Annotated in this window: 16 protein-coding genes and 1 pseudogene; 7 read left to right on the forward strand and 10 right to left on the reverse strand. The window is 70.9% G+C overall.

Annotation, left to right across the window (positions count from 1 at the left end; genetic code table 11):
* Positions 1 to 49 precede the first annotated feature (49 nt).
* From ACTOQ1_RS37670 to ACTOQ1_RS37680, 3 genes are all read right to left on the reverse strand, one after another.
* The gene (locus tag ACTOQ1_RS37670; protein WP_440072842.1) at positions 50 to 610 is read right to left on the reverse strand and encodes a hypothetical protein; all 561 of its coding nucleotides are present in this window, start codon (positions 608 to 610) and stop codon (positions 50 to 52) included.
* Positions 610 to 1,179 carry a hypothetical protein gene (locus ACTOQ1_RS37675; protein WP_440072843.1) on the reverse strand — a complete coding sequence of 190 codons (570 nt, stop codon included), beginning with the start codon at positions 1,177 to 1,179 and terminating at the stop codon, positions 610 to 612. Before ACTOQ1_RS37675 ends, ACTOQ1_RS37670 begins: the two co-directional genes overlap by 1 nt.
* A 132-nt stretch (positions 1,180 to 1,311) precedes the next feature.
* On the reverse strand, positions 1,312 to 1,752 hold the full coding sequence (locus ACTOQ1_RS37680; protein WP_440072845.1) for an acyl-CoA thioesterase: 441 nt from the start codon (positions 1,750 to 1,752) through the stop codon (positions 1,312 to 1,314).
* A gap of 802 nt (positions 1,753 to 2,554) precedes the next feature.
* Between ACTOQ1_RS37680 and ACTOQ1_RS37685 the strand changes: the two genes are divergently transcribed.
* Positions 2,555 to 3,139 carry a dihydrofolate reductase family protein gene (locus tag ACTOQ1_RS37685; protein WP_440072847.1) on the forward strand — a complete coding sequence of 195 codons (585 nt, stop codon included), beginning with the start codon at positions 2,555 to 2,557 and terminating at the stop codon, positions 3,137 to 3,139.
* A 314-nt stretch (positions 3,140 to 3,453) separates the two neighbouring features.
* Here ACTOQ1_RS37685 and ACTOQ1_RS37690 read toward each other — a convergent pair whose 3' ends face one another.
* From ACTOQ1_RS37690 to ACTOQ1_RS37705, 4 genes are all read right to left on the reverse strand, one after another.
* Positions 3,454 to 4,458 (reverse strand): RNA polymerase subunit sigma-70, encoded by a 1,005-nt coding sequence (locus ACTOQ1_RS37690; RefSeq protein ID WP_440072848.1) that lies wholly within the window; start codon positions 4,456 to 4,458, stop codon positions 3,454 to 3,456.
* Between the two features lie 259 nt (positions 4,459 to 4,717).
* Complete coding sequence (locus ACTOQ1_RS37695) at positions 4,718 to 5,308, reverse strand: TetR/AcrR family transcriptional regulator (RefSeq protein WP_440072849.1); 591 nt, start codon at positions 5,306 to 5,308, stop codon at positions 4,718 to 4,720.
* Entirely contained in the window at positions 5,301 to 6,134 is an 834-nt protein-coding gene (locus ACTOQ1_RS37700; RefSeq protein ID WP_440072851.1) for an alpha/beta fold hydrolase, read from the reverse strand. The genes ACTOQ1_RS37695 and ACTOQ1_RS37700 overlap by 8 nt, the downstream gene beginning before the upstream one ends.
* 113 nt (positions 6,135 to 6,247) lie before the next feature.
* Positions 6,248 to 7,444, reverse strand: a complete 1,197-nt coding sequence (locus ACTOQ1_RS37705) for an ROK family transcriptional regulator (RefSeq protein ID WP_440072853.1) — start codon at positions 7,442 to 7,444, stop codon at positions 6,248 to 6,250.
* A gap of 54 nt (positions 7,445 to 7,498) precedes the next feature.
* Here ACTOQ1_RS37705 and ACTOQ1_RS37710 point away from each other — a divergent pair, with 54 nt between their 5' ends.
* The 5 genes and pseudogenes from ACTOQ1_RS37710 to ACTOQ1_RS37730 all read left to right on the forward strand — a co-directional run bounded on the left by ACTOQ1_RS37710 (position 7,499) and on the right by ACTOQ1_RS37730 (position 11,803).
* On the forward strand, positions 7,499 to 9,715 hold the full coding sequence (locus ACTOQ1_RS37710; RefSeq protein WP_440072854.1) for an HAD-IA family hydrolase: 2,217 nt from the start codon (positions 7,499 to 7,501) through the stop codon (positions 9,713 to 9,715).
* 107 nt (positions 9,716 to 9,822) lie between these two features.
* A pseudogene (locus ACTOQ1_RS37715) lies at positions 9,823 to 9,885 on the forward strand (hypothetical protein); the annotation flags it as partial.
* Positions 9,886 to 9,928: 43 nt separating this feature from the next.
* On the forward strand, positions 9,929 to 10,165 hold the full coding sequence (locus ACTOQ1_RS37720) for an epoxide hydrolase N-terminal domain-containing protein (RefSeq protein WP_440072855.1): 237 nt from the start codon (positions 9,929 to 9,931) through the stop codon (positions 10,163 to 10,165).
* 81 nt (positions 10,166 to 10,246) lie between these two features.
* Positions 10,247 to 10,651 carry an alpha/beta fold hydrolase gene (locus ACTOQ1_RS37725; RefSeq protein ID WP_440072857.1) on the forward strand — a complete coding sequence of 135 codons (405 nt, stop codon included), beginning with the start codon at positions 10,247 to 10,249 and terminating at the stop codon, positions 10,649 to 10,651.
* A gap of 105 nt (positions 10,652 to 10,756) precedes the next feature.
* Complete coding sequence (locus tag ACTOQ1_RS37730; RefSeq protein WP_440072859.1) at positions 10,757 to 11,803, forward strand: zinc-dependent alcohol dehydrogenase family protein; 1,047 nt, start codon at positions 10,757 to 10,759, stop codon at positions 11,801 to 11,803.
* A 127-nt stretch (positions 11,804 to 11,930) separates the two neighbouring features.
* Here the strand turns inward: ACTOQ1_RS37730 and ACTOQ1_RS37735 are convergent, their stop codons facing one another.
* Both ACTOQ1_RS37735 and ACTOQ1_RS37740 read right to left on the reverse strand, forming a co-directional pair.
* Positions 11,931 to 12,119, reverse strand: coding sequence for a hypothetical protein (locus ACTOQ1_RS37735; protein WP_440072861.1), 189 nt, complete (start codon positions 12,117 to 12,119; stop codon positions 11,931 to 11,933).
* Complete coding sequence (locus ACTOQ1_RS37740; RefSeq protein WP_440072863.1) at positions 12,112 to 12,972, reverse strand: universal stress protein; 861 nt, start codon at positions 12,970 to 12,972, stop codon at positions 12,112 to 12,114. The genes ACTOQ1_RS37735 and ACTOQ1_RS37740 overlap by 8 nt, the downstream gene beginning before the upstream one ends.
* Positions 12,973 to 13,199: 227 nt before the next feature.
* On the opposite strand from ACTOQ1_RS37740, the gene ACTOQ1_RS37745 reads away from it, so the two are divergent.
* Entirely contained in the window at positions 13,200 to 13,340 is a 141-nt protein-coding gene (locus ACTOQ1_RS37745; protein WP_440072865.1) for a hypothetical protein, read from the forward strand.
* A 162-nt stretch (positions 13,341 to 13,502) separates the two neighbouring features.
* Here ACTOQ1_RS37745 and ACTOQ1_RS37750 read toward each other — a convergent pair whose 3' ends face one another.
* Entirely contained in the window at positions 13,503 to 13,715 is a 213-nt protein-coding gene (locus ACTOQ1_RS37750) for a hypothetical protein (RefSeq protein ID WP_440072866.1), read from the reverse strand.
* Between the last annotated feature and the right edge of the window lie 143 nt (positions 13,716 to 13,858).

A 13,858-nucleotide genomic window follows, 5' to 3' on the forward strand; every position in this document is an offset into this window, starting at 1 on the left:
GCCGGCGGAACACGAACGACCAGGCGAGGACGCCCCGCGGGTCGTCGGCTCAGCCGACGTCCTCCCCCGGCCCGTTCCCGGCGCGCCCAAGGGCGGGCGGGCGCAGTGCGCGAACGAGTGGACGGGCGACCATGAAGAGGCCGAACAGCAGGAGCGCGAGCACGGCGACCCACTCGTTGGAACCGCCCGGACCGTAGACATGGCCTTGGCGGCCGGTGTCGTAGGCCCTCGTGTTCTGGCCGGGGGTGAACATCTGGCGATCGCTGCCGTAGAAGGCGATCGCCCTGCGCTGGATCGCCCCGTCCTCGGAACGGAAGTCGCCAAGCCACGAGCAGGACTCGTGGCCGGGGTGTTGAACGCAGGTGACCTCGTGGGCCACGAAGGTACCGGGAATGCCGTCGGCGAAGGCCGCGGCACGGGCGGGGGCGACGTTCTGCGCAGCGAGCAGCATCAACGACAGGCCACCCACCATCACCACCGTGTCGAAGGCACCGATCCGGCGGGTACACGGCCGCCCCCTCCTGACCTGCCCCTGCCGGTGCGGCAGGGGCCCGGAGCTCGTCGAGGACCGGGCCGCGTGCCCGTCACGTGGACGGTTGTCGTCCTCCATCACTTCGTGGCGAGCGCGAGCGCGCAGGTGCACCGCGTGCCGGCCCGCTCGGATTCCCTCGGACGCCGGTGCAGGATCATCGCGACAACCATGGGGGCGAAAACGATCGCGTTGTAGAACAGGTGCAGCTCCACCCTGGGGATGAGCAGCTGGATCACACTGGTGGGAACAGGACGCCCCAGAAGATTCGCTCCGGTGAGGGCTTGGACGAGCAGGAGCAGGTGCTCAAAGTGGTGCCATATCTGGATGGCGAGGGAGACGTTCCACCACGTGCGCGATCTGCCGGTGAAGCCAGGCCTCAAAATGATCAGGCCGATGAGCATGATCAGGGCGTACCCATAGTGCATCCACTCAGAGGTGACCAGCCAGGGAAACGGTATTCCCAGCACGCCTCGGGCCTGGGGAAGCGGCCAGCCGAGGACGTAGATCTGGACGGCCTGTGCCACGTGTTCGGCCCAGTGGGCCACCACGATCACCAGGTAGACGCCGAGCGCGGATCTGTGATTGCGCCCGTTGAGGTCCAGGCCTTTTCCTCCCAGAAGAGGGGTCGACCCACTGTGTGCCGCCATGCGCGAACCTCCGTTGTCAGTCGATCGCTTTCCGGCGGAGACATCCCGGTTCCTTTCGGAGGAGAACCGATGGTTCCGCGCGAAGGCAGGGGTTTTTGAGTTTCGTTCGGCCTTCGTGTCGAGCCGGATGTTTCAGCGGATCTTCACCGGCGCCGAGTAGACCTTGAGGGAGTGAGCCAGTTCGTCAGGAACGTCCACGGACGCCAGATCGCCATCCCGGCGCACCATGCATGCGATCGTCTGCTCGCCACGGGCGACGAGCTGAGCGGGACCGGAGTTCAGCCGGAAATAAGCGAAGTCCATGGCGACGCGGTTGAAATCAATACTTCTCAACGACATCCGTACGGAGACCACATCGAAGGCGTACAACTCGGCGAAGTACTCACATGAGCAGGACACCGTGACCAAGACAAGATCACTGGAGAGCCGGGTGACGACGCCTGGCGCGTGCGTGGCCAGGAAGCGTTCCCTGCAGGCCCCTTGCCACGCCACATGATTGGCGAAGTAGACGTTGCCGACGAGGTTGGTGTCAGCGAAGGTCACCAGGTGCTGGTACTCGAAGTAGGGCTTCACGATCCTCCCCTCAGGCGCCCGGGCGCATACGATCCGGCGGCCGGCTCGTGAAGCCGGCCGACACGACGAAGGAGTGCTGGACGAACGGGGCCGTTCGCCTGCGCGTGACCGCATCGACCGAGGACGAGATCACCGCACTCAAATATGAACGGCCACGAAATAACGATCTTGTAATTGAGTCCGAAGGAAGGATCATCCAAACCCCATTAGGTGCACAAGAGGCCTGGAAGGCAACTAATAACACTTATCCATGACTGTCAACATGAATCTACGCACAGCGGCCGTCACCAGCAAAAACAAATCCTATAAAAATCTATTGAATAAAACTGGACGCGATCAGCCCTCATCGCACATGCACTCCGACTCTCCGTGCAGCAATTTTCTCTTTCATCGGAAAAGGTTCCGACCACTTAAAAGATCGACAACTGCGCGCAACGGCAACACATCAATACTTGCCAGTGATCCAATTGGCAGATGATGACACCGCCGGACGTTGACCCGGCCACCGGAAGGAACTTCGAAAACCGAAGGCGATCCACTTGGGTGAAGGATTGGCGGCTCGACGTCGATCGGGCCATCGGGGCGCCTGCGCCGGCCCTGAAGGGCTCGTGCAACGCGAGTGGCCACGTGCACCGGCCCTGGTGCAGCCGGAAGCCACCAGCGACCGAAAAGGGGTGCGGCGACGGGGAAGCCGTGCGCGTTCAGCGGGAACATCCCCATTCGGGCGCAGATCGCGCATCGATTAGGTTTCCGCGCCGCGCCCGTCTGTACGTGTGAGATCGACTCACGAGAGGCCGGCACGATGCGGAAACTGACCTTCGGCATGAACGCGACCCTGGACGGCTACATCGCCGCGACCGGCGACGACCTCGGCTGGAGTGGGGGGGAGGGACCGGACTCATCGCCGAGCGACGAGCTGTTCCAGTGGTGGTCCGACCGGGTGGACGCGACGGGCCTGGCGTTGTACGGGCGCAAGCTGTGGGAGGCGATGAGTTCCCACTGGCCGACCGCCGACAAGCAGCCGGGTGCCACACCGGCGGTGATCGAGTACGCCCGCCGCTGGCGGGACATGCCGAAGGCGGTGTTCTCCTCGACGACCAGCACGGTCGACTGGAACACCCGCCTGGTCACCGGCGACGCGGTCACCGAGATCACCCGGCTCAAGGCCGAGGACGGCGGCCCCATGGACATCGTCGGCGCCACACTCGCCGCGGCGGCCATGCGGGCCGGGCTGATCGACGAGTACGTGCTGGTCACCCATCCGGTCCTGGTGGGCGGCGGCACGCCGTTCTTCACAGCCCTGGACAACTGGGTGAACCTGACCCTGGTGGAGACGCGGACGTTTCCCGGCGGCGTGGTGCTGACCCGGTACGAGACGAGGCGATGAGCACGGGCCGGCTCGGCTCGTGAGGCCGGGTCGAAGTCCTTCCCGGCGTGCTCACCGTGACCCTCGGCCATGAGGGAACCTTTTCCCGGCCCTTCCTCGCGTTCCGAGTGAGCTGTTGACCGACTCGCTGAAGATGAGGACGACGGCGTCGTTGATCATGGCGATGTTCTTCGGACGCCCCGCCGGCAACGCCGGCGGGGCGGTGGTGTTCGAGTTGTCGCGTTGGTGTTCAGCTGGTCGGGGTGCTCATTCCGCGGTGACTTCGGTGACGGCGGCCCGTGCGCTGGATTCGTCGACGATGGGGACTTGTCTGATCACAGTGCCGGGGGCAGGCTCAGCCATGGTTTGTCGGTGGCGTCGAATCCGGTGAGCTCGGCGATCTTCCCGTCGACGATGCGCAGGACCGCGATGGTAAACAGCCGGTACTCCGGGTCGTCGGGGGCGCGGAGATACAGCACGGCGGCAGGCATGCGGTTGACCGTCGTGGCGATGCAGCGCCAGTCGTCGTAGCCGCGCTGGAAGAGCCCGCCGGAGACCCAGCCGTCCACCGCGTCCTTGGCCGTGATGACCGTGGTGCCCGGCTCGGGCAGCATCGCGAAGCGCAGGTCGTCGCGCAGCAGGGCCATCAGCCCGTTGAGGTCGTTGCGCTCATGGGCGTCCATGTACGACTTCACCACGCCGCGCTCGTCATCCGACAGCTCGTGCGTGGCGGGGCTCCGCCAGTCGAGGCGGTGGTCGGGCAGCTGCTCGCGCATCGTCACGCGCGCCCGCTGCAGTGCGCTGGTCACCGATGCGACGGTCAGCTCGAGGGCGTCGGCGACTTTCGACGCCGGCCAGCCGAGGACGTCGCGCAGGATGAACGCCGCCCGCTGCCGCGGCGGCAGGTGCTGGACGGCGACGATGAACGCCAGCTCGATCGTCTCCCGGGCCACCACCGATTCCTGCGGGTCCTCGGGGAGCATCCGGTCGGGGTAGGGCTGCAGGTACAGCACCTCGGAGCCGAGGTCCGGCAGCTCGGCGGGCACGGGTGTGCGGTCGTTGCGCTTCTCCAGGAAGTCGAGGCAGGCGTTCGTCGCGATCCGGTACAGCCAGGTCCGCAGCGCGGCGTGACCCTTGAACGACTCCCGCTTGTTCCACACCCGCAGGAACGTCTCCTGCGTCATGTCCTGGGCGTCCTCGTAGTTCGCGAGCATCCGGTAGCAGTGCACCTGCAGCTCACGCCGGTAGCGCTCCGTGATGAGCGCGAACTGTGCTGCGTCGTTCGAGCGGGCCGCCGCGATGAACGCGGTCTCGTCGCCCAGCAGTCTGGCGTCGGTCATAGTCGTCAATCCTTTCGCGGGTGGCGAGGGGCTACCAGAACTGACGACGTGGCGGAGGCTTTCTGAGCGGTGAAGCCGCTGACACCGGGCCGTTCATCAGACCGGATGGGTCGGGTCGATCCAGGGGACGTGTCCGGGTCGGGCGCGCCCTCGATGTCGAGGTGGGGTCCCCGTAGTACCGGGGAAAGGTCGGGCGGATATGGCCGGTCCGGCTGATCGCCCAGTGCAGCGGCCGATCCCGGCCGGCCGCGTGGGTGGCCTACGGGTGGTCGGTGGGGCCGGAGTCCGACGTGGAGCGCAGGCCGCGGTCGACGAAGTCGATGAGCCATTCGAAGCTCTCGTCGATGTCGGCCGACCACTGGAATCCGCCGCTGGCCTGCAGGGTGGCGAAGCCGTGGAAGATGCTGCGCAGCGCGCGCAGCGCGTGGGGCATCTCCTGCGGGGCGATGTCGTATCCCCGCAGTACCGCCTCGAAGGGGCCGAGTCCTCGCCTCTCGGCGATCGTGATCGGGTCGTCCGGGCCGGTCGAGGTGATGCCGATGGTGGCCGCGTAACGGCCGGGGTGGGCGAGGACGAAGTCACGCAGCGCGCGGGCCGCGGCGGTCAGGGCGTCACGCCCGGCGCGGCCCTGGGTGGCCTCCCCGATCGCATCGGCGGCCTCGGCGAGGGTGAGCGCCGCGATCTGCCGGTTGAGCTCGGCCTGGCCGGCGATGTGCTTGTACAGCGACGGGGTGCGCACCCCGACCCGCTCGGCCAGCCGGCCCATGGTCAGCTCGGTGAAGCCGATCTCGTCGGCGAGCGCGGCGCCGGCCGCGGCGATCGTGGCCGCGTTCAGGCCGGCCCTAGGCACGGACGCCGTCCAGGAAGCGCAGGATCGCGGCGAGGGTCTGCCGGGGGTACTGGACGTGCGGGTAGTGGCCGGCACCGTCGATCATCTCCAGCCGGCCCAGCCCGGCCGGCAGGCCGGCGACGATCGCCTCGCCCTCGGCGCGCGGTGAGACCCAGTCGGGGTCGAGGCTGCCCTGGACGATGAGCGTCGGGCAGGTGACGTTGCCCAGCTGCTCACCGGCGTCGGCGGGAGAGATCTTGCCCATCGCCTGCAGGACCTTCATCCGGCCCGGCTCCTGCAGCATCGCGGTGATCTGCTTCGTGCGCACGTCCCAGTCGGCCGGTTTGACGCCGGGGTAGGCGACGTCGAGGTACTTGGCCCACTGCCGGGTGCTGCCCAAGATGGTGGTGCCCATCAGATGGGTCGCACCCCGGCGGTAGGCGGCCACCCGCAGGTCACCGAGCCGGACCTGCTGCTTGCGGGTGAAGGGCGCGAGCTCGACCAGCGCGGTGACCAGTTCCGGGGCCTTGGCCGCGGCGATCGTGGCAGCGCCGCCGGCGATGGAGTGCCCGACGAGCACCGCCGGCCCGCCGAGGTGGCGCACCAGGGCGATCAGGTCACCGGCGAGGGCGGTGCGGGTGTAGGAGGCCCACCCGACGCTGGACTCACCGTGGCCGCGCAGGTCCACCGCGGCGACCCGGTACCCGGCCTCCACCAGGGCGGGGGCGAGGAACCGGTAGGCCTCGCGGCTGTCGCCCATGCCGTGGGCGAGCACCGCCAGCGGGCCGGCGGTGCCGGTCACCTCGTAAGCGATGGTCCCACCGTCAACGTTCAGGAACTCGGTCATGACTACCTCCAGGGGTTCGTCAACGCCTTGCTAATCATGTTAGCTAAAAGCTACCACGTTTAGCTAACGAGTCGACCACCGGAGCACACGCCGTTCACGGCAGGGGCGGGCGCTCAGCCGGAGCGCTCGGCCGCCCACGCGCCGAGGCCTTCTTCGGTGAGGACCTGGTCCAGCGCGGTGGCCGCCGCCCCGTGCAAGGCTCCGTCCTCGCCGAGTACGGCGGCCACCACCGGCGGCGGGTCCAGGCGGCGAAAGCCCATCAGCCCGTCGGCCAGGGCCGAGTCGAACTCGGTGGCGGCCGCGGAGCGCAGCGGTTCGGCGAGGCCGCCGAGGGTGACGATGCCGGGATCCAGGGCGTTGATCAGTCCGGCGAGACCGCGGCCGAACCCGCTCGCGGCCCGTCCCACCGCGGACCGGACCGCCGCGTCCCCCTCCGCCCTGGCCAGGGCCGTCTGCGCGTAGCTGCGCGGGTCGCGAGGCGGCGGCTCTCCGAGATGACGGGCGATGGCCCTGCCGTCGACCGCGAGGTCCCAGCAGCCCAGCGCGCCGCACGGGCAGCGCAGCGCGGGATCGCCGAGCGGGAGATGGCCGAGCTCGCCACCGGTGCCGGTCGCGCCCGTGACAGGGCTGCCGTCCACGACCAAGGTGCCGCCCACTCCCACCTCGATCGTGACGTGCAACGCCGTGCCGGCCCAGGCCCCGGCGCCGTAGCGGGCCTCGGCGGCGCCGGCCAGTGTCGCGTCGTTGCCGATGAGCAGCGGCAGGCGCGGCTCGGGTGCCAGTGCGGCGAGGTCCACCGTGTCCCAGCCCAGTGCCGCGGACTGCACGACCCGGCCGTGCCGCACGGTCGCGGCGACCGCCACCGACACGGCCCGGACGCGGCCCCCGTGACGCTCGCGCACCCGCCGTACCGCCTCCGCGATCGTGCGGATCACCTGGCCGGGGTCGCGGCTGGCGTGCGTGGCCGCCTCGGCGAGGCGCGGCCTGCCGTCGAGCGCCGCGACCGCGATCCGCCAGTCCTCCTGCCGTACGTCGACGGCGATGACGACCGGGCCGTCCGGATGCGGGCGCAGGACGGTCGTCGGGCGGCCCCGGCCGGAGACGGCGGCCGGGCTCTCGACGAGCAGCGCCAGCTCGCGCAGCCGCGCGGTGATCTCGGTGGTCGACCCCGTGGTGAGGCCGAGCCGCTGCGCCACGCCCGCCCGGGTCACGCCCGGCTCGCGGCGCATCTCCTCCAGCACGGCCAGCGCGCCGCGCCAGCGGGCGTCCCGCGCGCGGACAGAACGCGCGCGGCCTGCGGAGCTTTTCATGAGTGCTGCCGCCTCCTATATCCTCGTGCCACGAGTTTATTGGAGGGAGCCCCTGTGCGGCGACAACGGCTGGATCTCGAAGCGCTCGAAGCGGTGCTCCTGGACATGGACGGCACCCTCGTCGACTCCGACGCCTCGGTCGAACGTGCCTGGACGGCCTGGGCCGGCGAGTACGGCGCGGACATCGCGATGGTGCTGGCCGTGGCGCACGGCAGCCCCGCGGCGCACACCGTACGGCGGCTGCTGCCCGCGCTGGACGCGTCCGAGGTCGCGGAGGCGGCGCGGCGTCAGCACGCCCTGCAGTACGACGACCTGGCGGACGTCGCCGCCGCGCCCGGCGCGCACGACCTGCTCGCCGAACTGGACCGGCTCGAGCTGCCGTGGGCCGTGGTCACCAGCGCCGACCGGCGGCTGGCCGAGGCGCGGCTGCACGCGGCCGGCATCGACCCGCCGCTGCTGCTCACCGTCGACGACGTACGGGCGGGTAAGCCCGACCCCGAGGGTTACCTGCGGGCGGCGGCCCGGCTGGGAGCCGACCCGGCCTCCTGCCTCGTCGTCGAGGACTCCGAGCCGGGGCTCGCCGCCGGGCGGGCCGCAGGCATGCGCTGCGCGGCGCTGCGCGGCCTCGACGGCGACCTGCGCCTTCTCGACCTCGGCCAGCTCGCCCACCTGCTGCGGCGTGCCCGGCTCCGGCCGTGGTGGCGCGACGCGGTCGGCTATCAGGTGTACCTGCCGTCGTTCCGCGACAGCACCGGCGACGGATGGGGCGATCTGGCCGGGGTGAGCGCGCACCTGGACCACCTGGCCGGGCTGGCCGTCGACGTGGTGTGGCTGACGCCGTTCTTCCGCTCCCCGATGCGCGACCACGGCTACGACATCGCCGACTATCGCGCGGTGGACCCGTCCTTCGGCGGGGAGGCCGCCCTGGACGAACTGCTCGACCAGGCGCATCGCCGGGGCATGCGGGTGATCGGCGACCTGGTCGTGAACCACACCAGCGACGCCCATCCATGGTTCGCGGCCGCGTCCTCCTCACGGTCGGAGCCACGTCGCGACTACTACATCTGGCGCGACCCGGCCCCGGACGGCGGCCCGCCGAACAACTGGCTGTCGCACTTCGGCGGCCCGGCCTGGACGTTCAGCCCGGCCACCGGCCAGTACTACCTGCACCTGTTCCGGCCCGAGCAGCCCGACCTCAACTGGCGCAACCCCGCGCTCGCCGCCGAGATCGACGCGGTCATCGAGCACTGGCTCGTACGCGGGCTCGACGGCTTCCGCATCGACACCGCCGCCTACCTCGTCAAGGACGCGGGCCTGCGCGACAACCCGCCGCTGCCGCCCGGCCGGCTCGCGCCGACGCTCGGGACGACCCTGGACTGGCGCCGCCAGGACCACCGCTACGACATCCACCAGCCCGACGTACACGCCATACACGAGCAGTGGCGCCGGGTCGCCGACCGCCACGGCGCGTTCCTCGTCGGCGAGGTGTACGAGCTGGACCCTGTCGCGCTGGCCCGCTTCGTGACGGGCGAGCGGCTGCATTCGTCGTTCTGGTTCGGGCTGGTGGAGACCGGCTGGAACCCTGACCGCATCGATGCGATGATCACGGCCGCGGTGGCGGCGTCGCCGCGCCTGTCCTGGGTGCAGGGCAACCACGACCGCTCCAGGGCCGCCACGCGGTACGGGGGCGGAACGCTGGGGCGGCGCAGGTCGCTGGCGCTGCACGTGCTGATGGCGCTGCTGCCCGGCACCGCCTGGCTCTACCAGGGCGAGGAACTCGGCCTGGGTGACGGGCAGGTGCCGCCGGGGCAAGGCGCCGACCCGCTGGCCACGGCGCAGCCCGACCAGAGCCGCGACGTCGTCCGCACGCCGATGCCGTGGTGTCCGGGTCCCGGTCTGGGGTTCACGACCGGCCGCCCGTGGCTGCCCGGCGGCGGCCGGCTCCGGTCCGACACCGTGGCGGGCCAGACGGGCGACCCGGGGTCGCACCTGAACGTCCTGCGCCGCCTTTTGACGGTCCGGCGCCGGCTGGCCGGGCTCCTCGCCGTGACCGACGAGGTGACCAGGCAGGAGGTCGGCGCACCGGTGACCGCCTACCGCCGGGGCGACCTGTGGGCGCTGGCGAACCTGCGCGACACGCCGTCGGCCGAGGTGGAACTGCCGGCGCCCGCGGTGTTCGACAGCGACGATCCGGCGGTCACCGCCGACCGCCCCAAGTTCGGCCGGATCCGCCTCGCGCCGCAGCAGGCGCTCCTGCTGGCGGCTCGATGACCGGCGACGGCGCACCCGGCACCCCACTCACGCCTGTAAGCCCGCCCATGACGAGATCGAGCCCGTAACGGACCCCGCGAAGGCCGACCGATCGAAAAGACGACACGATGTCTCATCCGGTGACCCCGTTCCGCCTGCAGGTCCCCGAGGCCGATCTGCGCGATCTGCGCGACCGCCTGGCCCGTACCAGGTGGCCGGAGAAGGAGACCGTGGATGACTGGGTCCCAGGGCGTCCCGCTCGCCTACCTGCGGGAGCTGTGTCGCTACTGGGCCTGCACGTACGACTGGCGGGCCACGGAGCGGCGGCTGAACGCGCTGCCGCAGTTCCGCACGGCCATCGACGGGCTCGGCATCCACTTCGTGCACGTGCGCTCATCGCACGAGGACGCGCTGCCGCTCGTTCTCACGCACGGCTGGCCGGGCTCGGTGGTGGAGTTTTTGAAAAGGTGATCGGCCCGCTGACCGACCCGTCGGCCCACGGCGGCGACGCAGCCGACGCGTTCCACGTCGTGTGCCCGTCGCTACGGCCTCGTGGACTCCCCGGCGCTGCTGTGCGCGTGGATCGTGGAGAAATTCCGCTCCTGGAAGGACTGCGACGGGCACCCGGAGAACGCCCTCAGCCGCGACGAACTGCTGGACAACCTCATGCTCTACTGGCTGCCGGGCACCGGCACGTCGGCCGCCCGGCTGTACTGGGAGAGCTTCAAGCAGGTCCAGCGGCGCTTCGCGGACGCGACGACCGACGTGGTGACGGTGCCGGCGGGATGCTCGATCTTCCCCAAGGAGAACCCGCGCCCCTCCCGCCGATGGGCCGCCAAGCGCTTCACCGACATCCGGCACTGGAACGAACTGAACCGGGGCGGCCACTTCGCCGCTTTCGAACGACCCGAGGCGTTCGTGGACGAGGTGCGGACGTTCTTCCGCCTGGTCCGCTGAATCCCGGTGGCCCCCCGGACACCGCCGCGGCGCCTGTTCGCCGGGCCACCCTGGCCGAACGCGCCTAAGACCGGTAGAGACGGCAGTGCGTGTGACGATGGGAGGGTGACACAGACGATGACCGCCTGGGTGGTCCGCCGCCCCGGCCCCATGGCCACCCACCCGCTGGAGCGGGTACGGCTGCCCGTGCCCGAGCCCGCCCCCGGTGAGGTGCTCGTCCGGGTCGAGGTGTGCGCCGTCTGCCGCACCGACCTGCATCTGGCCGAGGGCGACCTGGCCCCCCGGCGGCCCGGCACGGTGCCCGGGCACGAGGTGGTCGGGCGCGTCGCGGCCTGCGGCCCCGGAGCCGATCGGCTCTCCGTCGGCACCCGGATCGGCGTGGCCTGGCTTCGCTCCACCTGCGGTGAGTGCCGTTACTGCACCCGGGGCCGCGAGAACCTCTGCCCGTACTCGCGCTACACCGGCTGGGACGCCGACGGCGGCTACGCCGAGTACCTGACCGTGTCGCAGGACTTCGCCTATCCTCTGCCCGAGGACCAGCCCGCCGAGAAGCTGGCCCCGCTGCTGTGCGCGGGCATCATCGGCTACCGGGCCCTGCTCCGCGCCGAGTTGCCGCCAGGCGGGCGGCTGGGCGTCTACGGCTTCGGCGCCTCGGCCCACCTCACCGCCCAGGTCGCCCTCGCCCAGGGCGCCACGGTGCACGTGCTGACCCGTTCCGCGTCCGCCCGCGGGCTCGCCCTGGAGCTGGGCGCCGCCTCGGCGGGCGGCGCCTACGACGTTCCTCCCGAACCGCTGGACGCCGCCGTCCTGTTCGCCCCGGTCGGCGACCTGGTCCCGGTGGCGCTGGCCGCCCTGGACCGCGGCGGCACCCTGGCCGTCGCCGGGATCCATCTCACCGACATCCCGCCGCTGAACTACTCCGGCCACCTGTTCCAGGAGCGCACGCTGCGCAGCGTCACCGCCAACACCCGCGCCGACGGCCGGGCCCTGCTGGAGCACGCCACCCGCCATCCACCGCGCGTCACCACCACCGCCTACGATTTCGAGCAGGCCGACCAGGCGTTGGCGGACCTGGCCGCCGATCGCGTCACCGGCGCCGCCGTCCTCCGTGTCGGCGATCGATCACCTGCCGCAGATCGCGGTGCTGGGTAAGCGGGTCAGCCGGTGAAGGGGATACGTGCCAGCGTGGGGTAGGCGATCGGGCCGAGCGGCTGGACGACGGCGAACGCCGTACCGGAGGCCGCGGCGAGCAGCGCGGGCCCAGGCTCGGCGCCGAGCGTCAGCCGCCCAGCAGCATGCCGGTGAAGGCGGCAACCTCGGCCAGTGCCTGCGCGGGACCGAGCACGCCGAAGACGCGGCGCAGCAGCCGCCGGTCGACCAGGTTCCCGGCGCGGGCGGGCCTGTCCACGGTTCGTGGGTTGGCCGGTTCGGCGCCGAGGGGATCCGCGGAGCTCGTGGTCTCAGGCACAGGGTGAGCGGACCACGGCCACGGTGCCGCCGGCGTGGTGCAAGACGCCCCGGCTGACAGAGCCCAGTGCCAGCGACCCCAGGGCTCCCCGGCCGTGGGAGCCCACGACGACCAGGTCCGCTTCTTTCGACGCCTCGGTCAAGACCTCGACCGGCTGCCCGGACCGGATGTCCTCAACGACCTTCACCTGCGGGTACGTCTGCCGCCACGAGGTGAGCTTGTCGGCTGCGACCTGGTGCTGGGCGCGGCGGATCTCGTCCATGTCGTAGACGATCTCCGGGGCGTAGGCGTGCACCGGCGCCTGCCAGACGTAGAGGGCCCGCAGCGTGGCGCCGCGCAGCGCGGCCTGCTCGAAGGCATAGGCCAGCGCGGGATCGCACTGCGGGGAGTCGTCGATGCCGACGACGATCTCCCCGTGGGCGGCCCGGGGCCCGGCGTGGACGACGACCACCGGCCCGCGAGCGTGCCCGGCCACGTGCGTGCTCACCGAACCGAGCACGACTCCGGTGAACCCGCCCAGGCCCCTGCTGCCGACCACGATCTCGGTGGCGCCGGCGGCCTGGTCGCGCAGGACCACTGCGGGCGCGCCCTCGATCGTCTGGGTGGTGACCTCGATCCCGGGTCGGCGTTCGCGGACGAGGGCCTCGGCTTCAGCCAGGACCCGCTCCGCGTCGCGGGTCAGGGGATCCTCCCACTCCGGGGTGGAGAACTTCGGGATGTCGTACGGCAAGCAATTCAGCGCGAAGACGATGCGCAGCGGAGCACGCCTGCGCGCCGCGTCGTCGGCGGCCCATTCCACGGCGGCGGAACCGGCGGCCGAACCATCGGTGCCCACGATCACGGGATCGGACATGGTCGTTCTCCTTCGTGCTTCTTTGTCTTTCTCCCATCTCAACGTTCCCCTGCGGGGACATACCAGGGCCGGTCGGCCCATGGCCGTGGGCCCATCGGCCGTGGTCTCCGGCCAGGTCGGCGCGAACACTGAGGGTATGGACGATCCGTCCGTGCACGACGACGGGATCGAGCTGGATGCGGTCATCGCGCGTCCCGGCACGTCCCGGACCGGAAAGAGGAGTGACCATGTCCCGTCAGATCGCCATGACCTACCAGCCCCTGTCCACGGCGGGTCTCGAGGCCCGCATCCACGACCTGGAGATTCAGGTCGCCCACCTCACAGAGCTGGTCGAGGCGCTGACACAAGAGGCCGAGGCCCGCTCCTGACCGGATGGGGCCCGCCTGAGCCCGGACCGGGGTCCTGGCCACCGTGATCGTCGCGGCGGCCTACCCGTGGCGGGAGCACGAGATCAAGGTCGTCTTCGGAGCCGGCCCTGTCGGCGACGCCGACCGGGAGGATTGGAGGGCGCTCGTCCTGGACACGGCTCATCATGTCGCCTCGGCGGAGAAGCGGGCGGCCATCTCCACCAGCCGACCGGCATAACCGCCCTCGTTGTCGTACCAGCCAAAGACCTTGACCAGTTCGCCGCCGGCCTGTCTCTCCAGGCGCCCCGGCGGGTCGCCCGCGGCGGGAAGGGCAGGGGTCTGAGCCCGGTTGAGGGAACCCCCCCGCCCGTCGCGCTCTGGCGGCGGGTGGGACATCGGGAGATTCCGTGTCCGGGACGTGGAAAGGCCCGCTCCCCGTACCGGGGGCGGGCCTTGTGCTGTGGGTGGGGGTGGTTATCGGAGGACGGGGTAGCGGCGCACCAGGGGGGTGGTGGCCCACCAGGTGCCGATGCCCCAGG

The sequence above is a fragment of the Streptosporangium sp. OZ121 genome (assembly GCF_051918885.1).
GTDB lineage: Bacteria > Actinomycetota > Actinomycetes > Streptosporangiales > Streptosporangiaceae > Streptosporangium.

Coding starts and splice junctions, on each gene's coding strand:
- ACTOQ1_RS37745 (WP_440072865.1), top strand. CDS start 13,200: ATGTCCCGTCAGATCGCCATGACCTACCAGCCCCTGTCCACGGCGGGT.
- ACTOQ1_RS37700 (WP_440072851.1), bottom strand. CDS start 6,134: ATGACCGAGTTCCTGAACGTTGACGGTGGGACCATCGCTTACGAGGTG.
- ACTOQ1_RS37690 (WP_440072848.1), bottom strand. CDS start 4,458: ATGACCGACGCCAGACTGCTGGGCGACGAGACCGCGTTCATCGCGGCG.
- ACTOQ1_RS37675 (WP_440072843.1), bottom strand. CDS start 1,179: ATGGCGGCACACAGTGGGTCGACCCCTCTTCTGGGAGGAAAAGGCCTG.
- ACTOQ1_RS37670 (WP_440072842.1), bottom strand. CDS start 610: ATGGAGGACGACAACCGTCCACGTGACGGGCACGCGGCCCGGTCCTCG.
- ACTOQ1_RS37750 (WP_440072866.1), bottom strand. CDS start 13,715: ATGTCCCACCCGCCGCCAGAGCGCGACGGGCGGGGGGGTTCCCTCAAC.
- ACTOQ1_RS37685 (WP_440072847.1), top strand. CDS start 2,555: ATGCGGAAACTGACCTTCGGCATGAACGCGACCCTGGACGGCTACATC.
- ACTOQ1_RS37705 (WP_440072853.1), bottom strand. CDS start 7,444: ATGAAAAGCTCCGCAGGCCGCGCGCGTTCTGTCCGCGCGCGGGACGCC.
- ACTOQ1_RS37720 (WP_440072855.1), top strand. CDS start 9,929: ATGACTGGGTCCCAGGGCGTCCCGCTCGCCTACCTGCGGGAGCTGTGT.
- ACTOQ1_RS37740 (WP_440072863.1), bottom strand. CDS start 12,972: ATGTCCGATCCCGTGATCGTGGGCACCGATGGTTCGGCCGCCGGTTCC.